Consider the following 22471-nt stretch of genomic DNA (forward strand, 5'->3'; position numbering starts at 1 on the left):
GACGCCGACCTGACGTGGCTGCTGCTCGTCGGCCTCGCGGCGGCCGGTGCGACCGACGCCGCGGCGATCGATGCGGCACTCGCCGCGGACAACACGTCGAAGGGTGCCGAGTTCGCCGCTCAAGCGCGCGCCGCGCTGCCGACCGCCGAGGCCAAGCAGGCCGCGTGGTCGTCGCTGATCGACAACAGCGACCTGCCGAACACCATCGTGCGCTCGGCCGCCCTCGGCTTCGTGCACCCGTCGGGTGTCGAGGTGCTCCGCGCGTTCATCCCGAAGTACTTCGAGATGCTGCTGCCGATCTGGGAGGAGCGCACCTACCAGATCGCCGATTACCTGATCGTCGGGCTGTACCCGCGCTCGCTCGCGAGCATCGAGCTGCGCGACGCGACCCGCACCTGGCTCGCCGAGCATCAGGACGCCGCCCCGGCTCTGCGTCGGCTCGTGCACGAGAACCTCGCAGACGTCGAGCGGGCGCTCGCCGCGCAGGCCCGCGACGCGGACGACTGATCCTCTGCGGGTTCGGCGACAGCCGAACCCGCAGGCGTCCGGCCACTCAGAATGCGCTGAAGGCCGGTCGCTAAAATCGAGGTGATGGACATCCGCTTCGCCACCGAGACACCCGCCCCCGACCCCACTGACCCGGGGTGGTGGGGCGGCATGCTGGAGATCCTGCTGAAGATCGGTGGCAAGGCGATCGCCGTCGCCGTGATCATCGCGAGCTGCGTGGCGATCGGGTTCATCCTGCGTCTGGTCATCCGCCGTGTCGTGCAGCGCATCGTGAACAGCGCCAAGTCGAAGGCGCGCGTCGACGACACGCAGGCCCTCGAGCGCTCCCCTCTAGCCGACATGCGTCTGGTTCAGCGCACCCGCACGCTCGGCTCGATCCTGCAGAACATCGTCAACGTGATGCTCGTGGTGATCGCCCTCGTCCTCACCGTGAACGCGCTCACCCCCAGCCTCCTCGGCTCGCTCACCCTCCTCACCGCCGCCGTGGGCGCCGGTCTCGGATTCGGCGCGCAGAACATCGTGAAGGACGTGCTGAACGGCATCTTCCTCGTGGCCGAGGATCAGATCGGCATCGGCGACGTCGTCGATCTCGGCCTGGCATCCGGTGTCGTCGAGTACGTCAGCGTCCGCATCACGCAGGTGCGCGACGTGAACGGCACGCTCTGGTACGTCCGCAACGGCGAGGTCACCCGCATCGGGAACATGTCGCAGGGCTGGGCGCGCGCCATCGTCGACCTCGGGGTCGCCCCGGATGCCGATCTCGAACTCGTCGAGAAGTCGATGATGGAGACCGCGCAGACCCTGGCGAAGGACCCGAAGTGGCGCACGCGGATCATCGCGAAGCCCGAGATCTGGGGGCTGGAGAGCATCGACGGCGACGCGCTCGTGGTGCGGGTGGTCATGAAGACACGCGCCAACGCGATGGACGACGTCTCGCAGGAGCTGCGTCGCCGGCTGAGGGCCGGGCTGGCCGAGAAGGGTGTCGAGGTGCCGCGTCTCGCCGCAGTGACGCTGACCGGTCTCGATGGCGCCCGCCGGGTACGGGGCGCCAATCCGCCCGTCACGAAGCCGAATCCGGTCACCGGCGTGCCGCGCATCGTCGATCGCGGCATCTGGCGACGCAAGAAGACGACCGACGAGGAAGGCGGCGCACAGTGACGTTCTACGACGAGGTCGGCGGACAGCCCACCTTCGAGCGCCTGGTGGCGGTGTTCTACCGCGAGGTCGCGCTCGACCCGGTCCTCAAGCCGATGTACCCGGAAGAGGATCTCGGACCCGCCGCCGATCGTCTCACGTTGTTCCTGGCCCAGTACTGGGGCGGACCGGGCACGTACAGCGAGCAGCGCGGCCATCCGCGACTGCGGATGCGGCACGTTCCTTTCCACGTCGATCCCGACGCCCGCGACCGCTGGCTGCGTCACATGCGCACCGCGCTCGACGAGGTGCAGCTCTCGCCCATGCACGAGGCGACCCTGTGGGACTATCTCGAGCGGGCCGCATATGCCATGGTGAACACATTCGAGCCCTCGGGCATCGGCGCCGGCCCGCAGGGCCGGCCCACGCTCGAGAACCGCACAGCCCCGGAGTCGACGGAGACCACATGACACCCCTGCCCCGCACCCCCGCGACCGACGTTCTCGTGATCGGCTGGGGGCTCGCCGGGCTGGTGGCCGCGACCGAGGCACTGGCCGCCGGCAGGCGGGTCACGATCATCGATCAGGAGCCGCGCCAGAACCTCGGCGGGCAGGCGTGGTGGTCGTTCGGCGGTCTGTTCCTCGTCGACTCTCCCGAGCAGCGCCGGATGGGCATCCGCGACTCGCTCGATCTCGCACGGCAGGACTGGTTCGGAGGTGCCGGCTTCGACCGTCCGGAGGACTCCTGGCCGAAGCGGTGGGCCGAAGAGTACCTGCAGTTCGCCGCCGGCGAGAAGCGTGCGTGGCTGCGCGAGCGCGGAGTAGCATTCTTCCCCGTGGTCGGCTGGGCCGAACGAGGCGGCGGCAGCGCGATCGGACCGGGCAACTCGGTGCCGCGCTTCCACATCACCTGGGGTACGGGCCCCGGCATCGTGGCCCCCTTCGTCGCCGCCGTCGAGCAGGCCGAGGCCGACGGGCGTGCGAGCATCCTCCCCCGTCACCGAGTGGCGGATCTCATCGTCGAGTCCGGCGGCGTCGTCGGCGCTCGCGGCAGTGTGCTCGCCGACACCCTCGCCCCGAGGGGTGCGCCGACGTCGCGTGAGCCGGTGGCCGATTTCGAGATCAGGGCGGATGCCGTGATCGTCGCCTCCGGCGGCATCGGCGGGGACCACGATCTCGTTCGCGCGTCCTGGCCGGAGCGTCTCGGCACGGCGCCCGAGCACATGCTCACCGGCGTTCCCGCGTACGTCGAGGGCTCCATGCAGGCGGTGACGCGCGCAGCAGGCGCTGCTCTGATCAACACCGACCGCATGTGGCACTACGTGGAGGGGATCGAGAACTGGGATCCGGTGTGGCCGGAGCACGGCATCCGGATCCTTCCAGGGCCCTCGTCGCTGTGGCTGGACGCCACCGGCAGGCGCCTGCCGGTGCCGCTGTACCCGGGTTTCGACACGCTGGGCACGCTGGCGCATCTGCGTCGCACCGGCCACGACCACTCGTGGTTCGTGACGTCGCTGAAGATCGTCGAGAAGGAGTTCGCCCTCTCGGGCAGCGAGCAGAATCCCGATCTGACGGGGCGCGACGTCGGGCTGCTGCTGCGATCGCGCATCGCGAAGGGTCCGACCGCCCCTGTGCGGGCGTTCCTCGACGAGGGCGCGGACTTCGTCGTAGAGGACGATCTGGACTCGCTGCTCGCCGGCATGCGCGCCATGTCCGGCGGCGAGGTGCTCGACATCGACCGGGTGCGCGAGGAGGTGGTCGCGCGCGATCGTGAGATCGACAACGAGTTCACCAAGGACGCCCAGATCGCCATGCTGCGCTCGATGCGCGGATACCGCGGCGACCGGCTCATCCGCACGGCCGCGCCGCACCGTCTGCAGGATCCGTCGGCCGGCCCCATGGTCGCCGTGAAGCTGCACGTGCTCACCCGCAAATCGCTCGGCGGAATCCACACCGACCTCGACGGTCGTGCGCTGGATGCCGCGGGGAACGCCATCCCCGGCCTGTTCGCGGCGGGCGAGGCGAGCGGCTTCGGCGGTGGCGGGATGCACGGCTACCGCGCGCTCGAGGGCACCTTCCTCGGCGGATGCCTGTTCTCCGGCCGCCAGGCCGGGCGAGCCGCCGCGCGCTGATCCGGGCCCCCAGCCTGTGTCTACTGGGCTCCTGAGCCTCTGTTCACTGAGCACCCTGAGCCTGCCGAAGGGCCCGCGCCACCTTACCGAGCCCGGCCCGCCTACTGGGTCCCTGAGCCTGCCGAAGGGCCCGTACCACGCACGGCGGTGAGGCCGGTCACGGCCGGGCCGCGGCTGAGCACATGCCCGCGAGCGAACGCGAGCCGCGTCCAGCGGCCCGACTGCGTGATCCGCACCTCCTCGGCGCCGTTTATGAATCCGAAGGCGTGCGCGGCGAATGCGACACCGCGCGGCAGCCCGGACAGAGCCTCGTCAGGTTCGCCCCAGATGCGCGCGCGCAGGGCACGCACGGCCTCCTCGCCGGAGCCCGGTGCGGTGCCGTGCGCGACGGCCGAGATCCCCCACTGGGCGCGCTCCGCGACAGCCTGCGCGGTCAGATCCCCCACGTGCATCCACCCGGCGCGCGGTGGGGCGACGCCCGCCCAGGCGGGTGCCCGGCCGGTGTCGGGCAGGGCGAGCTCGTGCGGCTTCTCGCCCTCGGCGAGCTCGTCGACGACGATGTCGCAGTGCAGTTCGGGATCAGCGCGCACGATGCGCATCGCCAGCACCGTCGGCGTCTGGTCGAACAGGCTCTGCGGAGCGAGCGCGGCGGAGGTGAGGGCGAGCACGCCATCGGCCGCCTGCAGTCGCACCCCGTCGGCGCCGGCCTGAGCTGCTCGCCCGGCGAAGGTGAGCACGTCACGTGCGGTCTGGGCGTCGGCAAGCACGAGCGGTCTGGTCACTCCACTACGTTAGCCGGATGACCGTCGGCCGAGAGGCGCCGATCCGTCGATCTAGACTGGTCGGATGACCGCTGAGCAAGATGCCCGCCGATCCGTCGACGCCCTTCTCGACGTCCTGGATCTGGCGGAGTCCGAGGCGAGGACCACCGAGGACATCTTCACCGGCCGCTCGCACTTCATGCCCACCGGTCGGGTGTACGGCGGCCAGGTGCTGGCTCAGTCGCTGGTGGCCGCCGAGCGCACCCTCCCCGAGGACCGCGTCGTGCACTCGATGCACGGGTACTTCCTGCGCCCGGGAGACACCGCGCGCAGCATCACCTTCTCGGTCGACCGCATCCACGACGGGCGTTCGTTCTCGACGCGCCGCTGCCAGGCGTTCCAGGGCGGCGTGCCGATCTTCTCGATGATCGCCTCGTTCCAGGACGAAGACCCCGGCGCCGATCACGCGGAGCCGATGCCCGACGGCATCCCCGATCCAGAGCAGCTGCGCCCCGACGAGGAGCTCGTCGGAGACGTGCACCCGCTGACGCGGAAGATGCTCGCCGAGCGTCCCGCCGACGTGCGTCACGTCGAGGGGCCCCTCTTCATCGACGTGGCCGGCGAGCGAATCGCGAGCCAAGCCGTGTGGATGCGGATGCGGGCCGGGATGCCGGATGATCCGCGCCTGCACCGGGCGGCGCTCGCGTACCTCAGCGACATGACCATTCAGGAGCCGATCCTGCGCCGTCACGGCGTGACCTGGAGCACGCCTGGGCTCAAAGTCGCGAGCCTCGACCACGCGATGTGGTGGCACCGCTTCGGCCGCGCCGACGAATGGGTGCTCTACGTGCAGGAATCGCCCAACGCCCGTGGCGGACGCGGGCTCTCGACGGGTCGGATCTACGACCGCGAGGGCACGCTGCTCGCCAGCGTGGCGCAGGAGATCATGGTACGAGTGCCGTCACCCGACGCCTGAGCGTCAGCGACGCGCGTAGCTGATCGGCTCCCCGACGTACGGCTCCCAGGCCTCGCGCATCTCGGGGCTGATCCGCACCGGCCGGCCGGTGGCGGCATCCACGAGCACGATCACGGCGGTCGAGCGCGCGTACAGGATGCGCTCGGTGCTCGCCGGATCGTTGTGCACCTCGTAGCAGACCTCGAGGCTCGAGCCGCCGAGCTTGCCGAACCACATCTGCACCTCGAGAGGACGACGCTGATACGGCACCGGCGCGAGGTACTCGATCTCCTGACGGGCGATCAGGGTGAGGACTCCCTGATCGATCCCCGACTCGAGGATCGCCGTCTGCGGTGCCTGCTCCCCCGGCTCCGGCTTCCAGAAGGCGCGCACGCGCGCCTCCTCGAGCAGCTTGAGCATCGAGGTGTTGTTGACGTGGTTGAACGCGTCGAGGTCGCCCCACCGCAGGTGGATGGGGATGTGCAGCCGGGGAGAGTTGCTGGTCATGACTTCCGTCAGGTTCCTATCGACACGGGGCCCCGCGCCCCGGAGGCTCCGGACAGCGCGAAGCGATGTTCGGAGTGGGGCGTGGGGATCAGTCGCGGGTCAGCTTGCGGTGAGTCGTGCGGTGCGGGCGCGCCGCCTCCGGGCCCATGCGCTCGATCTTGTTCTGCTCGTACGCCTCGAAGTTGCCCTCGAACCAGTGCCACCGCGACGGGTTCTCATCGGTGCCCTCGTAGGCGAGGATGTGCGTGGCGATGCGGTCGAGGAACCACCGGTCGTGCGTGATGACCACGGCGCATCCCGGGAACTCGAGCAGGGCGTTCTCGAGCGAGCTCAGGGTCTCGACGTCGAGGTCGTTGGTCGGCTCATCGAGAAGCAGCAGGTTGCCGCCCTCCTTGAGCGTCAGCGCGAGGTTGAGACGGTTCCGCTCACCACCGGAGAGCACACCGGCCTTCTTCTGCTGGTCGGGGCCCTTGAAGCCGAACTTCGAGACGTACGCGCGCGACGGGATCTCGGTCTTGCCGACCGTGATGAAGTCGAGCCCGTCGGAGACGACCTCCCACAGCGTCTTGTTCGGGTCGATGTTCGCGCGGGACTGGTCGACGTAGCTGATCTTGACGGTCTCGCCGATCTTCAGGTCGCCGCCGTCGAGCGGCTCGAGGCCGACGATGGTCTTGAACAGCGTGGTCTTTCCCACGCCGTTCGGCCCGATCACGCCGACGATGCCGTTCGGCGGCAGGCTGAAGCTCAGGCCGTCGATGAGTACGCGGTCGCCGAACGCCTTGTTCAGCTTCTTCGCCTCGATGACGACGCTGCCGAGGCGGGGACCGGCCGGGATCTGGATCTCCTCGAAGTCGAGCTTGCGGGTGCGCTCGGCCTCGGCCGCCATCTCTTCGTAGCGCGCCAGACGCGCCTTCGACTTGGTCTGACGGCCCTTGGCGCTGGAGCGGACCCACTCGAGCTCGTCCTTCAGACGCTTGGCCAGCTTCGCGTCCTTCTTGCCCTGGATGTCGAGTCGCTCGGCCTTCTTCTCGAGGTAGGTCGAGTAGTTGCCCTCGTAGCCGATCAGACGGCCGCGGTCGACCTCGGCGATCCACTCGGCGACGTTGTCGAGGAAGTACCGGTCGTGCGTGATCGCGATGACCGCGCCCTTGTAGTCCTTGAGGTGCTGCTCGAGCCAGAGCACGCTCTCGGCGTCGAGGTGGTTGGTGGGCTCGTCGAGCAGAAGCAGGTCGGGCTTCTGCAGGAGCAGCTTCGCCAGCGCGACGCGGCGCTTCTCACCGCCCGAGAGCGGCGCGATCTCGGCGTCAGCCGGTGGCGTGCGCAGAGCGTCCATCGCCTGCTCCAGCTGGGAGTCGAGGTCCCAGCCGTCGGCCGCGTCGATCTCCTCCTGCAGCACGCCCATCTCGGCGAGCAGCGAGTCGAAGTCGGCGTCGGGGTCGGCCATCAGCGCCGAGATCTCGTTGAACCGGTCGAGCTTCGGCTTGATCGCCACGCCGTCCTGGATGTTCTCGAGCACGGTCTTGGTCTCGTCGAGTTCGGGCTCCTGCATGAGGATGCCGACGCTGAAGCCGGGGGTGAGCTTGGCCTCGCCGTTCGACGGCGTGTCGAGACCGGCCATGATCTTCAGGATCGTCGACTTTCCGGCGCCGTTGGGGCCGACCATGCCGATCTTGGCTCCCGGCAGGAACGCCATCGTCACGTCGTCGAGGATGAGCTTGTCGCCGACCGCCTTGCGGGCTCGCACCATGGAATAGATGTACTCAGCCATACCTTCACCGCTCCTCTGGAAGACCTGTCTCAGCGCCTGTGATCCGGCGCAGCGCATGCCGAGTGCCGGATGCGCGAAGTGTGTGCGGCCGATGGCGGGGGCTCCCCGTGCCGATCGGCTCGGCTTCCTAGCCTACCGGTCGACGCGCGCGGCAGCGCCCAGGCGCCGTGCAGGCGCCGGGGCGCTGGATCACCAGTCGATGGGGCGGGTGGCGCCCACCAGACACGCCCCGTCTGCCAGTCGCGGGAGCAGCGCGGTGACGGGTTCTCCGGTCGACGGTCCGACCTGACCGACCAGGCACTGCGTGTCACTCCAGGCGACCGAGAACTGAAGGCTCTCGGCGGCGTTTCCGACCGTGCTCCGGTCGGCCGTGACCTGCATGGCGTCCTTCGCGAACCCGACCACTTCGAGCGCGTCGATGTAGGCGCGGCCCTGCGCACGCGAGTCGGATGCCCACACGCCGGCGGTGACCTCGGTGAATGAGGCGAGTGCGGCATCCGCCTCGGCCGGTGCGGCAGACGCGTCGGCCTCGGGAGTCGCGGGCGCACCTGATGACGTGTGGGGAGTCGCCATCGGGCCGCAGGCGGTCAGCGCGAGCACAAGAGCAGCCGTGCTCGCCAGCAGCGAGCCGAAGTGCGCGCACCGCCGGACGGAGACGGAGTACCTGTGACGCACGCCTAGAGTATAGGCGCTCGCACCCCCGTCCCCGTCGCGCCGCCCGTCACGCGGGGGTCAGTGCGTCATCGCGAGGGTCGCCGGAAGCCTCGACGGAATCCGGCTCGTCGGTCAGCCGCAGCCCCGCACCGGCCCAGGCATCCCGATCGGCCTCGGTGGGCTCGTCGAGAACCGGTGCATCGTCGGCGGCGGGGGCGACGCCGGCCTGTTCGGGGCGAGGGCGGCGCGCGAACGCGCTCGTGCCCCGCCGCAGGTCGTGGCCGATCGAGTCGGCGGTGAGCTCGACGTCGATGCCCTTCTTGCCGTTCGCCTCCCACTCCTTCTGGCGCAGCCGACCGACGACGATGACGGGGTCGCCGCAGTGCAGCGAGGCCTTGGCGTGCTCGGCGAGCTTGCCGAACGCCGACACCGCATACCAGTTGGTGCCGCCGTCGACCCACGCCCCGGTGCGCTGATCGAAGTAGCCCGAAGACGTGGCCACGCGGAAGTTGATCACCGCCTTGCCGCTGCGAGTCTCGTTGGCGACGGGGTCGTTGCCGATGTTCCCGGCGATGGTCAGGACGTCGTTGGTGATGCTCATAGGGTGCTCCTTCGTTGCCGGGACCGGCCCGGGTCCGACCAGAGTGCACGCCCGCGTCGCACGCCGGAGGCCGATTCCGCAGTGATGGTGGAGAACTCGACGGCGAAGCGATCGGTGCAGGATAACCGACACGCAGGGCGCTGTCAGTGCAGGAACAGCAGCAGAGCGGCGACGGCGATGAAGAGCGCGCCGAAGACCGCGTTCAGGATGCGCTGGCCGCGGGCATCCCGCGTGAACCGCCGGAACGACTTCGCCGCGGCTGCGAAGAAGAACCACATCACCAGGACGTCCACGACGATCACGGTGCCGACGAGCACGAGGTACTGCGGCAGCGGGTCGCGGTCCAGCCGGATGAACTGCGGCACGAAGGCGAGGAAGAACACGATCGCCTTGGGGTTGAGGAGGTTGACCCAGAACCCGCGTCGGAAGATCGACCAGGCGCCCTCCCGCACCCGAGCAGACGGGTCGAGGCTCTGCTCCTCCGGCGTCGCCAGGAGCATCCGGATGCCGAGATACACCAGGTACGCCGCGCCCGCGTACCGGATGATCTCGAACAGCACCGGCGAACGTGCGACGAACAGCCCCACCCCCGCAGCGACGACGACGACGTGCACGATGAGGGCCGCCTGCTGACCCAGCACGCCCCAGAGCGAGCGGCGCCAGCCCTGCACGAGGGCGTTGCTCATCGTGTTGATGGCGCCGGCCCCGGGGGTGAAGCTGATCACCACGCACGCCGCGAGCAGCGAGAGCCATACCGTCCAGGTCACCAGCACAGCGTAGTGAGCGTGCGCGGCCGGCGCGGAATCGGCAGTGTCGGCGCCCGCTCCTATGGTGTGGCCATGACCTTTCCGCTCGATGCTCCGGCCTGGCTCACCCGCGTGGGCGTGTTCGATCTCGAGACGACAGGCGTCGACGTGACGCGGGATCGCATCGTCACCGCGCACGTCGGTGTGCTCGACCGGAACGGCAGAGAGCTCGCCGCCCGCCACTGGCTGGGCGACCCCGGAGTGCCGATCCCCGACGGGGCGGCGGCCGTGCACGGGATCAGCACAGAGCACGCCAGGGCGCACGGTCGCCCTGCGCGCGACGTGGTGGCCGAGATCGTGCACGCGCTTCGGGCCCTGTTCGCGCAGGGGCTGCCGATCGTGGCGTACAACGCCTCGTACGACTTCTCTCTTCTCGCGCACGAGGCCCGGCGCCATGGCATCCCCGAGCTGGCCGCTCCGTCACCGGTGATCGACCCGCTGGTGATCGACAAGGCGTTCGACCGGTACCGACCCGGCAAGCGCACGCTCACCGTCGTCGCCGACCACTACGCCGTTCCGCTGGATGACGCGCACGAGGCGTCGGCGGATGCCGTCGCCGCGGGTCGGGTGGCGCTCGCGCTCGCACGGGAGTTCGCGTGGCCGCGCTCCGCGGCGGAGCTGCACACCAGGCAGATCGGCTGGGCGCGAGATCAGGCCGCGAGTCTCACCGAGTACTTCATCGGGATCGGACGGATCGACCCGGAGCAGTCTCTCGACGGCACGTGGCCCGTTCGCGGGTGAGCAGGTTCGCAGGCCGGTTCGAGCGTCGGTCCGTGCGGGATGCGACCGGATGCCGGGTACGACGAAGGCCCCGCCGGGGCGGGGCCTTCGTCGTGGGCGGCTTACTTGGAGCCGCCGAAGCCCTTGAAGCGCTGGTTGAACTTCTCGACGCGACCGGCGGAGTCCATGATGCGCTGCTTGCCCGTGTAGAACGGGTGCGAAGCCGACGAGATCTCGACGTCGATGACGGGGTACTCCACACCGTCCAGCTCGATCGTCTTGTCGCCCGTGACGGTGGAGCGGGTGAGGAAGGTCTCGCCCGAGCCGAGGTCGCGGAACACGACGGCCTGGTACTCGGGGTGGATGTCAGTCTTCATGGGATTCCTTACGTGGTGCCCTGGATTCTGCCAGGGACGAGGGAAGTCTGCGGTGCGATCGCACCGAGGGTCTACTTTACACCACTCAGGCGGCGCGTGCGGCGTAGCGTCCGCCGTCCTGCGTGAGCAGGATCGGCATGCCGAACGCCTCGGTGAGAGCCTCTGCCGTCAGCGTCTCGGCGATCGGACCGGCCGCCACCACACCACCGTCGCGCAGCAGCAGCACGTGGGTGAAGCCGACCGGGATCTCCTCCACGTGGTGCGTGACCATGACCATCGCCGGCGTGATCGGCGATGCGGCATAGCCGCCGAGCAGCTGCAGCAGCTCCTCACGTGCGCCGAGGTCGAGGCTCGCGGTCGGCTCGTCGAGCAGCAGCAGCTCGGGATCGGTCATCACGGCCCGTGCGATCTGCACGCGCTTCTGCTCGCCGTCGCTGAGCGTGCCGAACAGCCTTTCGGCGAGGTGCTCCAGGTGCCAGTCCGCGAGCACTCGATGCGCGCGACGCTCATCGATGGACTCGTAGTCCTCTCTCCAGCGGCCCGTCACCGAGTAGGCCGCAGTCATCACCGTGTTCAGCACGGTCTCGTCGCGCGGGATGCGGCGAGCCATCGCGGATGAGGCGAAGCCGATCCGCGGACGCAGCTCGAACACGTCCGTGCGCCCGAGGGTCTCACCCAGCACGGTCACCGTTCCGGACGTCGGGTGCATGAGCGTGTCGGCGAGCTGCAGCAGCGTCGTCTTGCCTGCGCCGTTCGGTCCGAGCACGACCCAGCGCTGATCCTCGGACACCGACCAGGTCACCCGATCGACGATGTTGCGGCCTTCGCGACGCACGACGACATCGGTGAGATCCAGAGCGCTCGACATGAAGCCAGCCTATCGGCTCAGGCCGTCAGCTCCTCGTAGAGCGCGCGCGTGGTGTCGGCGATCGCGCCCCAGCTGAACCGGCTGCGGGCACGCTCACGTCCGGCTTCGCCGTACTGCCGCGCCCGCGCGGGATCGCTCGTGACCTCGGTGAGCGCGGCGGCGAGATCCGAGACGTAGCGCTCCGGATCGACGGGCGTGCCGGTGCCGTCCTGCAGCTGCTCGATCGGCACCAGACGACCGGTCACGCCGTCGTCGACGACCTCCGGAATGCCGCCCGTGGCGGTGCCGACGACGGCCGCGCCGCACGCCATCGCCTCGAGGTTCACGATGCCCAGCGGCTCGTACACCGAGGGGCACACGAACGTGGTGGCCGCGGCGAGGATCGCCGACAGCTCGTCGCGCGGCAGCATCCGCTCGATCCAGATGACGCCCTCGCGCGTCTGCTGCAGCTGACGGACGCCGGCCTGCACCTCCGCCATGATCTCGGGGGTGTCGGGGGCGCCGGCGCAGAGCACGAGCTGCACGTCCGTCGGCAGCAGCTGGGCCGCACGCAGCAGGTAGGGCAGCCCCTTCTGCCGGGTGATGCGGCCGACGAACACCACCGACGGACGCGAGGGATCCATGCCGATGCTCGCCAGGAACCCGGGATTCTCCACCGGACGCCAGCGCTCGACGTCGATGCCGTTGTGGATGACGCGCACCCGCTTCGGATCGACCTGCGGGTAGCTGCGCAGGATGTCCTGGCGCATCCCGTCGCTGACGGCGACGATGGCGGCGGCGTTCTCGTACGCGAGCCGCTCGATGCCGCTCGAGACGGCATAGCCGCCGCCGAGCTGTTCGGCCTTCCACGGTCGCAGCGGCTCGAGACTGTGTGCCGTCAGCACGTGCGGGATGCCGTGCAGCTGAGATGCGAGATGCCCGGCGAAGTTCGCGTACCAGGTGTGACTGTGCACGAGGTCGGCTCCGGCGACGTCGCCGACCATGACGAGATCGGTGCCGAGGGTCTGCAGGGCCGGGTTCGCGGCGGCGAGTTCGGACGGCGTGCGATACGCCCGGGTCCCCGGCTCGGCGCGCTCGGCCCCGAACGCCCGCACCTGCACGTCGATGCTGCTGCGCAGCGCAGCCACGAGCTCTGCGACATGCACGCCGGCGCCGCCGTAGATCTCCGGCGGGTATTCCTTGGTGATGATGTCGACTCGCATGACTGCACGGTAGTACATCGGCCGCCGGGCGCTCTATGGTGGACGCATGTCGGCTCCTAAGAAGGTTTTCGGGATCATCCTCGCCGGCGGTGAGGGCAAGCGACTCATGCCCCTCACTGCAGACAGAGCCAAACCGGCGGTGCCTTTCGGCGGCCAGTACCGGCTGATCGACTTCGCCATCTCCAACCTCATCAACTCGGGACTGAGACAGGTCGTCGTGCTGACGCAGTACAAGTCGCACAGCCTCGATCGGCACGTCTCGCAGAATTGGCGCATGTCGGCGCTGCTCGACTCCTACGTCACCTCGGTGCCCGCGCAGCAGCGTCTGGGCAAGCGCTGGTTCTCCGGCTCCGCAGACGCCATCCTGCAGAGCCTCAACCTCATCAACGACGAGAAGCCGGACATCGTCGTGGTGATCGGCGCGGATCACGTCTACCGCATGGACTTCCAGCAGATGATCGAGGCGCACATCGCGTCCGGCGCGCCGGCGACGGTTGCAGGCATCCGTCAGCCGATCGCCTTGGCGTCGCAGTTCGGGGTGATCGACGCCGACCCCGACACCGGGCGCATCCGCGACTTCCTCGAGAAGCCCGCCGACCCGGTGGGCCTGGCCGACTCCCCCAACGAGGTGCTCGTCTCGATGGGCAACTACGTCTTCGACGCCGATGCCCTCGTCGCGGCGGTCGAGGCGGACGGCGAGTCCGCCTCGTCCGGGCACGACATGGGCGGCGACATCATCCCCTACTTCGTCCAGCGCGGCGAAGCGGGCTACTACGACATGAAGCAGAACGTCGTGCCCGGTTCGTCGCCGCGCGACCGCGTGTACTGGCGGGACGTCGGAACCATCGACTCGTACTTCGACGCGCACATGGACCTGATCTCGACGCTGCCGATCTTCAACCTGTACAACACCGACTGGCCGATCCGCACGCAGAACGTCAACATGCCGCCGGCGAAGTTCGTGCGCGATGCCGTCGGCCGGATCGGCAATGCGATCGACTCGATCGTCGCCGCGGGGTCGGTGCTCTCGGGCACGCACATCGAGCGCAGTGTGATCGGACTGCGCGGGATCGCCATGGGCGGCTCGACCATCACCGACTCCGTGCTGCTCGACAACGTGCAGATGGGTCTCGGGTCGCGCGTGCGACGCGCGGTGCTCGACAAGAACGTCATCCTCGAGGAGGGGGCGACGGTGGGTGTTGATCGCGAGCGGGATCTGGAGCGCGGTTTCACGGTGACCGACTCGGGCATCACGGTCGTCGGCAAGGGCGTTCGCATCACCCGCTGACCGCTACGCTCGACGGGTGACCGCTGCGCGATTCCTCGTCGTCCTCGATGCCGATTCCACCCTCATCCGCAACGAGGTGATCGAGCTGCTCGCCGACGAAGCGGGTCGCCGGGCCGAGGTGCAGGCGGCGACCGAGGCGGCGATGCGCGGCGAGGTGGACTTCGCGACGAGCCTGCGTTCGCGTGTCGAGGCCCTGCGCGGGGTGCCGACGTCCGCCTTCGAGCGCGTGCGCGCGCGTATCGAGCCGACGCCCGGCGTACGTGAGCTGACCGCGGCGGTGCACGAACGCGGCGGGGTGGTCGGCGTGGTCTCGGGCGGGTTCCACGAGATCCTCGACCACATCGCCCCCGGACTGGGCGTCGATCGCTGGCGCGCGAACCGGCTGACGCTGGAGGACGAATCACTTGCCGGCACCGTCGACGGCGAGATCGTGGATGCCGATGCGAAGGCGGCCTCTCTGCAGAGCTGGGCTGCCGAGTTGGGCGTCGCACCAGCCGCGACCATCGCGATCGGGGACGGCGCGAACGACCTCACGATGATGGCCGCGGCAGGGCTCGGAATCGCCTTCAACGCGAAGCCTGCCGTGCGCGCGGCCGCGTCGCTGGTCGTCGGGCCCCAGGATCTGTCCGAGATCATCCCGCTGCTGCCCTGAGGTGCGCCGCACGGCGGGTGCCGACGCTGGACGATGTCGGAGCCTGCGCGTAGCGTCTTCGCATGGACATCATCCTCGTTCCCGGTCTCTGGCTCGACGCGTCGTCGTGGGATCCGGTGGTGCATGCGCTTCGCGCCGCGGGGCACGATCCGCTCGCGCTGACCATGCCGGGGGTGGGTGAGCCGGCCGCCACTTCATCCGACATCGGCATGTCGGACTGGATAGACGCGGTGGTGCGGCACATCGACGCGGCAGAGCAGCCCGTCGTGCTCATCGGCCACTCGGGTGGCGGAAACGTCGTCTGGGGCGCAGCGGATGCCCGCCCGGAGCGTGTGCGACGGGTCGTGTTCGTCGACACGATCCCGCCCGCACCGGGCCGGGAGATCAGTGACTTCCCGCTCGTCGACGGTGTCGTGCCGTTCCCCGGCTGGGACTTCTTCCCCGATGAGGACGTGTACGACCTCGACGACGAGACCCGAGCGCGCACACTTCCACTGACGCGCAGCGTGCCCGCGCGCGTGCCCAGCGACCCCATCGCCCTCACCCACGAGAGCCGGCACGGTGTGCCGGTGACGATGCTGATGGGCTCGTACGATCAGGCGCGCGTCGATGCCGAGGCCGACGACTGGGGCCCCTACGGCGAGGAGTACCGGGCGATCGCGAACGCCGAGGTCGTGAAGATCGACTCCGGCCACTGGCCGCAGTTCACCGTGCCGGATCGGCTGGCCGCGCTGCTGGTGGCCGCCGTCGACCGCTGACCGTCCGACGGGGCCGGGTCGAGACCGGACTCAGTGGCCCATGCCGAGGCCGCCGTCGACAGGGATGACGGCTCCGGAGATGTAGGCGGCGTCATCGCCGGCGAGCCACACGACGGCGCCGGCGACCTCATCCGGCGTCGCGAAACGGCCGGCGGGGATGCTCGCCTTGTACTGCTTCTGCGTCTCCTCCGGCAGCTCGGCCGTCATGTCCGTCTCGATGAAGCCCGGTGCGACCACGTTCGCGGTGATGCCGCGCCCGCCCAGCTCGCGCGTGAGCGAACGGGCGAAGCCGACCAGTGCGCTCTTGGACGCCGAGTAGTTGACCTGCCCGGCGGAGCCGTACAGGCCGACGACGCTGGAGATGAGGATGACGCGTCCGAAGCGCGCGCGCAGCATGCCCTTCGACGCGCGCTTGACCACCCGGAACGTGCCGCCGAGGTTCGTCGCGACCACGCTGTCGAAGTCGTCCTCGCTCATGCGCATCAGCAGGGTGTCTCTGGTGATCCCGGCGTTCGCGACGACGATCTCGACCGGCCCGAGCTGCTGCTCGACCTCGGTGAACGCGGCGTCGATCGCGGCGGCGTCGGTGACGTCGGCGCGGACGGTCAGCGTGCCCTCCGGGCCCTCACCGCGGCGTGCCGTGACTGCGACACGGTATCCGTCGCGGACGAAGCGTTCGGCGATGGCGCGGCCGATGCCGCGGTTTCCGCCGGTGACGAGGACGACGCGCTCAGCGCTCATGTGGGGCTCCTGACTGGGGATCGGATCGCACGCCATCCTACCGAGCGCGACCGTACCGGACGGCGTCCGGTGCGCCGTACGCGGCGTAGGCTGGAAGCACCGTGAAAGAGAAGCGCCGCGCCCCCGCTGTCACCTCCCTGCCGCAGTCGCCGCAGGACGAGGCTGATCACCGCGTGCGCCGTTATGCGCTGACCATGATCATCCGTACGGTGTGCTTCCTGCTCATGGTGGTCGTGCAGCCGCTCGGGTGGTGGACGTGGGCATTCGCCGTCGCCGCGATCTTCCTTCCGTACATCGCCGTGGTCTACGCGAACGCGGGCAGCGACAGCACGCCCCGCGCCGTGGAGTCCCCGCTCGCGCAGCTCGAGGCGCCCGGTGCTTCGTCCCCCGCCGCGACCTCCGCAGAGCCGGGCGTGATCATCATCGGGGAAAGTCACGACGACCGTGAGGCCGACGACCGATGACCGCCGAATTCGAATGCGCGCGGGCGGAGTGCCGTGAGCCCGCCACGCATCACATCGTGTGGCGCAATCCCCGCATCCACGCGGAGGATCGGCGCAAGATCTGGCTCGCGTGCGACGCGCACGTGGGGTTCCTGAGCGACTACCTCCGGGCACGGGACTTCCCCGTGGCCGTGCATGAGGGGATTCCTGCGTGAGCCGTCTGATGCGCTGGGGCGTGTATCTGCTCATCGCGATCGGCTTCGCGATCGCGTGCGCTTTCCTGGCGCAGTGGCAGTTCGACCGCAACGAGTCGCGTGCCGGGCAGATCGCGCTCGTCGAGCGCAACTACGACGCCGCGCCCGTGCCCGTCGTCGATCTGCTCGGTGACGATGCGGCGTTCGCGCCCGCCGACGAGTGGCATCCGGTGCTGCTGCGCGGTGAGTACCTCGCCGACGAGCAGATGCTCGCGCGCAACCGACCGCACGGCGGCACGAGCGCGTTCGAGGTGCTCGTGCCCTTCCGCGATGAGAGCGGTCTGGTGCTGCTCGTGGATCGCGGCTGGATCTCGTCGGGCGAGGACACCGTGCCGAGGGCGGTGCCCGCTCCCCCCGCCGGAGAGAGCACCGTGGTGGTGCGGCTGCGCCAGGGCGAGCGCCTCCCCTCGTCGGGTCGCACCGCACCGGAGGGGCAGGTGCCCACGATCCATCTGCCGACGATCGCCGACCGGGTGAACCCGTCGCTCGTGACGAGCACGTACGGACAGCTCGTGTCCGAGGATCCGGCCGGGGCACCCGCTCTGGGCGGGTTCGACGCCCCCACCGACGACCCCGGCCCGCACCTGTCGTACGCGATCCAGTGGATCCTGTTCGCCGTGATGGGCTTCGCCTTCATCGGCTACGTCATCCGCATCGAGATCGTGAAGGCGAAGGAGGATGCCGGAGAGCTGCCGCCGCGGCAGCCGCGCCGGCGCGACCGGGATGCCGACGACGAGGACGCGCTGCTCGACGCGGTCACCCGCTGACGGCTCGAGCCAGGAAGGCGCGGACCGAGTGACCGGCGGTGACCGCAGCCGTTCAGGCGGAGGCCGAAGCCGGCCCTGCCTCCGCGGGGGCGATGGCCTCCCGCTTGGTCTTCGCCCAGCTCTTCGACCCGGTGAGCTGGCGCAGCAGCGAACGATAGACGACCGGGTAGATCAGCCAGGAGTAGATCAGGTACAGGTGGGCGAGAAGCAGGCCGATGAAGAACTCGCCGACCCCGCGGCGCCGACGCGAGAGCAGCACTCCGATCACCCCAGGCATGGCTGAGAACACATACGCGAGCACGACGATGAAGACGGTCATCGGCGGCCGGGAGATGCCTGTCGTGAGGAACACGATGCTCAGCACGACCGACAGCCCCACCCACGCCTGCACCACGGGGGTGAGCAGGTACCAGAGCTGATCGAGCTTCGGTCCGAAGCCGACGTGCCGATTGCGCGCCGTCGGACCGAGCAGATCGAGCACCTGCCAGCCGCCCTGCGCCCATCGCGTGCGCTGACGGTAGAGCGCCCGCAACGAGTGCAGCCCCTGCTGCTCGATGATCACCTTCGACGACTGCGCACCGCGCCAGCCCGCCTGGATCAGCCGCAACCCGATGTCCTGATCCTCTGTGAGCCGCCCCGCCCGCCACGGACCGATGCGGCCTTCGGCGTCTTCGACGGCGATGTCGTCGAGCGCGGCGAGCCGGTTGAACTGGCCGTTGCCGCCCATGTTCGCGGTTCCCCAGCCAGTGCGTCCGAGCTGGAACACCGTGCCGAAGACCCCGAATTCGAGGTCCTGCGCGACGGTGACCAGACCGCCGCGATTGTAGATGCGCACCTGCGACTGCACGCCGCCGACTCGCTCGTCGTCGAAGAAGCGCGCCGCGCGCCCGGCCATCCTGTCGAGCCGGCCATCGGCGTCCACGATCGTCACGATCACGCGAGCCGGATCCCACCCGCGGTAGCGGCCCTCGCCCAGCACCACCCGGTGCAGATAGCGCCAGGCGTCGTTGAGGGCCTCGGACTTCCCCTGGCGGGCGTTCGGCGCCACCCGGGTCAGCACGGTCAGATCCGGCTCCGATATCCTGGCCAGCACTTCGCCCGTGCCGTCGTCCGACCCGTCGTTGATCACGAGGATGCGCTTGTGCGTGACCTGGACCTCGGTGAGGCGGCCCACGGAATCGGCGATGACCGTCTCCTCGTTGAGCGCCGGCACCAGGAACACCCAGAGGTAGTCGTGCTCCCCCGCGAGATCAGCACCGGATGCGTCCGCCCGAGCGGCCCGACGCAGCTGCGAGCCGGCTCTGACGCCGAGGATGAACAGCGAGATTGTCGAGATCGCCACGAGCACGACGGCGACGAGGAAGATCGGCAGAGCCCAGATGGGCAGCCCATCGTAGATGTGCGAGACGAAGTCGACGATCTCGCCGAACCACTGGCTGAATGCCGCCCAGCTCACGTCAGTTCCCGGCGGCGGCGACGGCGTCGTCGAACCCGAGGCGGCGACGCACGGCGGTGCGCAGTCCGTCTCCGCTCAGCTCCTGCGGCGCCGGTCCGTCTCGCAGCACGTTCTCAAGCGCCTGCACGATGCGCTCGGAAGCCCGCCCGTCGCCGTAGGGATTCGATCGCGCGGCGCGGCGCGCGTGCTCGGCGTCGTCATCGATCAGCACCGTCGCCTCGCGCACGATGCGGTCGGTGTCGGTGCCGACGAGCACGAGCGTGCCCGCCTGCACACCCTCGCCTCGTTCGGTGGTGTCGCGCGCGACGAGCACGGGCGTGCCCAGCGACGGCGCCTCCTCCTGCACTCCTCCCGAGTCGGTGATGATCAGCCGCGCGGCGACCATGAGGCGGGCGAAATCGGCGTACTCGCGCGGCTCGACGAGGTGCACGTTGTCGCGGTCGCTGAGCGTGTCGAGCAGAGGCTGGCGGGCGACGGGGTTCGGATGCATGGGGACGACGAATCGTGCGTGCTCGTGGTTCTCCGAGAGACGACGCACCGCAGCTGCGATGCGCGCCAGCCCCTCCCCCCAGTTCTCACGACGGTGCGCCGTGACGAGCACGAGCGGATGCGCCTCGTCGATCTCCAGCGATTCGAGGCCCTGACCGAAACCACCCTCCTGGTCGGCCGCCCACTGCAGCATGTCGATCGAGGTGTTGCCTGTCACGACGATGCGGTCGTAGTCGACGCCCTCGCGCACGAGGTTCATCTTGTTCTGCGTCGTCGGGGCAAGGTGCAGAGCGGCGATGCGGGAGATGAGCTGCCGGTTGCCCTCCTCCGGGAACGGAGAGAGCAGGTTCGAGGTGCGCAGGCCCGCTTCGACGTGCACGACGGGGATCTGCAGGTTGAACGAGGCGAGCGCCGCGGCGGCAGCCGAGCTCGTGTCACCGTGCACGAGGCAGGCGACCGCTCCGCCCACACCCCGGCGTCCGTCCGCGAGGTACTCCTTCGGCACGGACTCGCTCGCCCACACGCGGTCGATTCCCACCATCACCCGTGCGAAGACATTGTTGAGTGTGGGACGCACGCCATCGACGGGCTCGGACGCGCGCAGATTGGCATCCACCCTCATCCCGACGCTCCGGATGAGAGTGTCGACGAGGTCGGTGTGCTGTCCGGTGGAGATCACGACCGGCCGGAACGTGCCGGAGTCCTGCAGAGCTCTTATCACCGGAATCATCTTGATCGCCTCCGGTCTCGTGCCGATCACCACGAGAACTCGAGTCCGCTCACTGTACGGGATCACGCGTGCCCTCCTCATCGCATGGTCTCGTCGTCTGACGACACACTCGTTTCACCCTAAGGGCTCAGGCGAGCTCGATGAGATCCTGGTACTCCTTGCTCCAGATGTCCTCGACGCCGTCCGGCAGGATCAGCACACGCTCGGGGTTGAGCGATGCGACCGCTCCCGGGTCATGCGAGACGAGCACGACCGCGCCCTCGTAGTGCGCGAGGGCACCCAGGATCTCCTCGCGGGAGGCGGGATCGAGGTTGTTCGTCGGCTCGTCGAGCAGCAGCATGTTGGCCGCGGACACGACCAGGGTCGCCAGCGACAGCCGGGTCTTCTCGCCACCCGAGAGGACCCCCGCCGGCTTGTGCACGTCGTCGCCGGTGAAGAGGAAGGATCCGAGCACCTTGCGCGCCTCGGTCTCGTTCAGGTCGGGCGCGGCCGAGATCATGTTCTCGAGCACGGACCGCTTCACGTCGAGGTTCTCGTGCTCCTGGGCGTAGTAGCCGATCTTGAGCCCGTGGCCGGGCTCGAGCTGACCCGTGTCGGGCTGGTCGACCCCGGCGAGCAGACGCAGCAGCGTGGTCTTGCCCGCGCCGTTGAGCCCCAGCACGACGACCTTCGAGCCGCGGTCGATCGCGAGATCGACGTCGGTGAAGATCTCAAGCGAGCCGTACGACTTCGACAGACCGGATGCCATCAGCGGGGTCTTCCCGCACGGTGCGGGCTTCGGGAAGCGCAGCTTGGCGACACGGTCGACCTGGCGCACCTCGTCGAGGCCCGACAGCAGCTTCTCGGCGCGGGCGACCATCTGGTGCGCTGCGGCGGCCTTCGACGCCTTGGCGCCGAAGCGCGCGGCCTGCAGCTGCAGTTGCGTGGCCTTCTTCTCGGCGTTCGCGCGCTCCTTCTTGCGGCGCTCCTCGTCGGCCACCCGCTGGCGCAGGTAGTTCTTCCAGTTCATGTTGTAGATGTCGATGACCTGACGGTTCGCGTCGAGGTAGAACACCCTGTTGACCGTCTCGCCGACGAGCTCGACATCGTGACTGATCACGATGAGTCCGCCCTTGTAGTTCTTCAGGAACTCGCGCAGCCACACGACGCTGTCGGCGTCGAGGTGGTTGGTGGGCTCGTCGAGGATCATGGTGTCGGCGTCGGAGAACAGGATGCGCGCGAGCTCGATCCGGCGGCGCTGACCCCCGGAGAGGGTGCTCAGCGGCTGATCGAGGATGCGGTCCGGCAGCGAGAGGTTGTTGGCGATGGATGCCGCCTCGGCCTCAGCCGCATAGCCGCCGAGCGCCTCGAAGCGCTCGGTGAGGTTGGCGAACTTCCGCATGGCGCGCTCGGCGATCTTCGGATCGTCGGATGCCATGTCGTGCGAGGCCGTGGAGATGCCCAGCTGGATGGTGCCGAGACCACGCGCGTCGAGGATGCGGGTCCTGGCGAGCATCTCGGGATCGCCGATACGGGGATCCTGCGGGAGGTAGCCGATCTCGCCCGAGCGCGCGACCTTGCCCTCGGATGCGAGGACGTCACCGGCGAGCACCTTCGTGAGCGTCGTCTTGCCCGCGCCGTTTCGGCCGACGAGGCCGATCTTGTCGCCGGCGGCGACCCGGAACGACACGTCCGACATGAGCACGCGGGCTCCGACGCGGATCTCGAGGTCATGCACGGCGAGCACAGCGGTATCCGTTCGTAGGGGGAGGGCGGCCGAAGGGCCAGCCTCCCAGTATAGTTCGCGGCCGGTTCGGGGCTCGTTCAGGGTGGGGTTCGGGGCCTCGTTCAGGGTGGGGTTCGGGGCCTCGTTCAGGGTGGAGCGTGCGACGACCGGCGGGCGGGGACGTCGGTGGCTGCTGC

The 22471-nt window shown here is 69.3% G+C and carries 25 protein-coding genes; 12 read left to right on the forward strand and 13 right to left on the reverse strand.

Going from position 1 to position 22471, the window contains the following annotated elements; all coding sequences use genetic code 11:
* The 4 genes from RT309_RS05220 to RT309_RS05235 form a co-directional block, all read left to right on the forward strand.
* Positions 1–507: ERAP1-like C-terminal domain-containing protein (locus tag RT309_RS05220; protein ID WP_313355822.1), on the forward strand; the 507-nt coding region annotated here is incomplete at its 5' end.
* 84 nt (positions 508–591) lie between these two features.
* Positions 592–1665, forward strand: a complete 1074-nt coding sequence (locus RT309_RS05225) for a mechanosensitive ion channel domain-containing protein (protein ID WP_313355823.1) — start codon at positions 592–594, stop codon at positions 1663–1665.
* On the forward strand, positions 1662–2111 hold the full coding sequence (locus RT309_RS05230; RefSeq protein ID WP_396654416.1) for a globin: 450 nt from the start codon (positions 1662–1664) through the stop codon (positions 2109–2111). Before RT309_RS05225 ends, RT309_RS05230 begins: the two co-directional genes overlap by 4 nt.
* Positions 2108–3772 (forward strand): FAD-binding dehydrogenase, encoded by a 1665-nt coding sequence (locus RT309_RS05235; protein ID WP_313355824.1) that lies wholly within the window; start codon positions 2108–2110, stop codon positions 3770–3772. The genes RT309_RS05230 and RT309_RS05235 overlap by 4 nt, the downstream gene beginning before the upstream one ends.
* A gap of 101 nt (positions 3773–3873) precedes the next feature.
* Here RT309_RS05235 and RT309_RS05240 read toward each other — a convergent pair whose 3' ends face one another.
* Positions 3874–4554: a hypothetical protein gene (locus tag RT309_RS05240; RefSeq protein ID WP_313355825.1), complete on the reverse strand. Its 681-nt coding sequence runs from the start codon at positions 4552–4554 to the stop codon at positions 3874–3876.
* 64 nt (positions 4555–4618) lie between these two features.
* Here RT309_RS05240 and RT309_RS05245 point away from each other — a divergent pair, with 64 nt between their 5' ends.
* The gene (locus RT309_RS05245) at positions 4619–5509 is read left to right on the forward strand and encodes an acyl-CoA thioesterase II (RefSeq protein WP_313355826.1); all 891 of its coding nucleotides are present in this window, start codon (positions 4619–4621) and stop codon (positions 5507–5509) included.
* Positions 5510–5512: 3 nt separating this feature from the next.
* Here the strand turns inward: RT309_RS05245 and RT309_RS05250 are convergent, their stop codons facing one another.
* The 5 genes from RT309_RS05250 to RT309_RS05270 all read right to left on the reverse strand — a co-directional run bounded on the left by RT309_RS05250 (position 5513) and on the right by RT309_RS05270 (position 9785).
* Positions 5513–5995 (reverse strand): thioesterase family protein, encoded by a 483-nt coding sequence (locus RT309_RS05250; protein ID WP_313355827.1) that lies wholly within the window; start codon positions 5993–5995, stop codon positions 5513–5515.
* An 88-nt stretch (positions 5996–6083) separates the two neighbouring features.
* Positions 6084–7763, reverse strand: a complete 1680-nt coding sequence (gene ettA / locus RT309_RS05255; protein ID WP_313355828.1) for an energy-dependent translational throttle protein EttA — start codon at positions 7761–7763, stop codon at positions 6084–6086.
* Positions 7764–7952: 189 nt separating this feature from the next.
* A complete protein-coding gene (locus tag RT309_RS05260) occupies positions 7953–8438 on the reverse strand; it encodes a DUF6993 domain-containing protein (RefSeq protein WP_313355829.1) in 486 nt (161 codons plus the stop codon).
* Between the two features lie 46 nt (positions 8439–8484).
* Positions 8485–9018: a single-stranded DNA-binding protein gene (locus RT309_RS05265; RefSeq protein ID WP_313355830.1), complete on the reverse strand. Its 534-nt coding sequence runs from the start codon at positions 9016–9018 to the stop codon at positions 8485–8487.
* A gap of 143 nt (positions 9019–9161) precedes the next feature.
* A complete protein-coding gene (locus tag RT309_RS05270; protein ID WP_313355831.1) occupies positions 9162–9785 on the reverse strand; it encodes a LysE family transporter in 624 nt (207 codons plus the stop codon).
* Between the two features lie 72 nt (positions 9786–9857).
* Here RT309_RS05270 and RT309_RS05275 point away from each other — a divergent pair, with 72 nt between their 5' ends.
* Complete coding sequence (locus RT309_RS05275; protein WP_313355832.1) at positions 9858–10565, forward strand: 3'-5' exonuclease; 708 nt, start codon at positions 9858–9860, stop codon at positions 10563–10565.
* A 101-nt stretch (positions 10566–10666) separates the two neighbouring features.
* Here the strand turns inward: RT309_RS05275 and RT309_RS05280 are convergent, their stop codons facing one another.
* From RT309_RS05280 to glgA, 3 genes are all read right to left on the reverse strand, one after another.
* A complete protein-coding gene (locus RT309_RS05280) occupies positions 10667–10921 on the reverse strand; it encodes a type B 50S ribosomal protein L31 (RefSeq protein ID WP_313355833.1) in 255 nt (84 codons plus the stop codon).
* 85 nt (positions 10922–11006) lie between these two features.
* Positions 11007–11789 (reverse strand): ABC transporter ATP-binding protein, encoded by a 783-nt coding sequence (locus RT309_RS05285; protein WP_313355834.1) that lies wholly within the window; start codon positions 11787–11789, stop codon positions 11007–11009.
* Between the two features lie 17 nt (positions 11790–11806).
* Positions 11807–12991 carry a glycogen synthase gene (gene glgA / locus RT309_RS05290; protein WP_313355835.1) on the reverse strand — a complete coding sequence of 395 codons (1185 nt, stop codon included), beginning with the start codon at positions 12989–12991 and terminating at the stop codon, positions 11807–11809.
* Between the two features lie 46 nt (positions 12992–13037).
* Between glgA and glgC the strand changes: the two genes are divergently transcribed.
* The 3 genes from glgC to RT309_RS05305 all read left to right on the forward strand — a co-directional run bounded on the left by glgC (position 13038) and on the right by RT309_RS05305 (position 15689).
* Entirely contained in the window at positions 13038–14279 is a 1242-nt protein-coding gene (gene glgC, locus RT309_RS05295; RefSeq protein WP_313355836.1) for a glucose-1-phosphate adenylyltransferase, read from the forward strand.
* Positions 14280–14295: 16 nt separating this feature from the next.
* Positions 14296–14931, forward strand: coding sequence for a phosphoserine phosphatase SerB (gene serB, locus RT309_RS05300; RefSeq protein WP_313355837.1), 636 nt, complete (start codon positions 14296–14298; stop codon positions 14929–14931).
* A 62-nt stretch (positions 14932–14993) separates the two neighbouring features.
* Entirely contained in the window at positions 14994–15689 is a 696-nt protein-coding gene (locus RT309_RS05305) for an alpha/beta hydrolase (protein ID WP_313355838.1), read from the forward strand.
* A gap of 30 nt (positions 15690–15719) precedes the next feature.
* Here the strand turns inward: RT309_RS05305 and RT309_RS05310 are convergent, their stop codons facing one another.
* Positions 15720–16430 (reverse strand): beta-ketoacyl-ACP reductase, encoded by a 711-nt coding sequence (locus RT309_RS05310; RefSeq protein WP_313355839.1) that lies wholly within the window; start codon positions 16428–16430, stop codon positions 15720–15722.
* A 101-nt stretch (positions 16431–16531) separates the two neighbouring features.
* Here RT309_RS05310 and RT309_RS05315 point away from each other — a divergent pair, with 101 nt between their 5' ends.
* The 3 genes from RT309_RS05315 to RT309_RS05325 are packed head-to-tail and all read left to right on the forward strand — an operon-like array spanning position 16532 to position 17894.
* On the forward strand, positions 16532–16894 hold the full coding sequence (locus RT309_RS05315; protein WP_313355840.1) for a DUF3099 domain-containing protein: 363 nt from the start codon (positions 16532–16534) through the stop codon (positions 16892–16894).
* Complete coding sequence (locus tag RT309_RS05320; protein WP_313355841.1) at positions 16891–17088, forward strand: hypothetical protein; 198 nt, start codon at positions 16891–16893, stop codon at positions 17086–17088. Before RT309_RS05315 ends, RT309_RS05320 begins: the two co-directional genes overlap by 4 nt.
* Positions 17085–17894, forward strand: coding sequence for an SURF1 family protein (locus RT309_RS05325; protein WP_313355842.1), 810 nt, complete (start codon positions 17085–17087; stop codon positions 17892–17894). Before RT309_RS05320 ends, RT309_RS05325 begins: the two co-directional genes overlap by 4 nt.
* A 52-nt stretch (positions 17895–17946) precedes the next feature.
* On the opposite strand, the gene RT309_RS05330 is transcribed toward RT309_RS05325, so the two are convergent.
* From RT309_RS05330 to RT309_RS05340, 3 genes are all read right to left on the reverse strand, one after another.
* Complete coding sequence (locus RT309_RS05330) at positions 17947–19350, reverse strand: glycosyltransferase family 2 protein (protein ID WP_313355843.1); 1404 nt, start codon at positions 19348–19350, stop codon at positions 17947–17949.
* Position 19351: 1 nt separating this feature from the next.
* On the reverse strand, positions 19352–20635 hold the full coding sequence (gene wecB, locus RT309_RS05335) for a non-hydrolyzing UDP-N-acetylglucosamine 2-epimerase (protein ID WP_313355844.1): 1284 nt from the start codon (positions 20633–20635) through the stop codon (positions 19352–19354).
* Between the two features lie 61 nt (positions 20636–20696).
* On the reverse strand, positions 20697–22295 hold the full coding sequence (locus tag RT309_RS05340; RefSeq protein WP_313355845.1) for an ABC-F family ATP-binding cassette domain-containing protein: 1599 nt from the start codon (positions 22293–22295) through the stop codon (positions 20697–20699).
* Between the last annotated feature and the right edge of the window lie 176 nt (positions 22296–22471).

This window comes from Microbacterium sp., assembly GCF_032084865.1.
Taxonomy (GTDB): domain Bacteria; phylum Actinomycetota; class Actinomycetes; order Actinomycetales; family Microbacteriaceae; genus Microbacterium.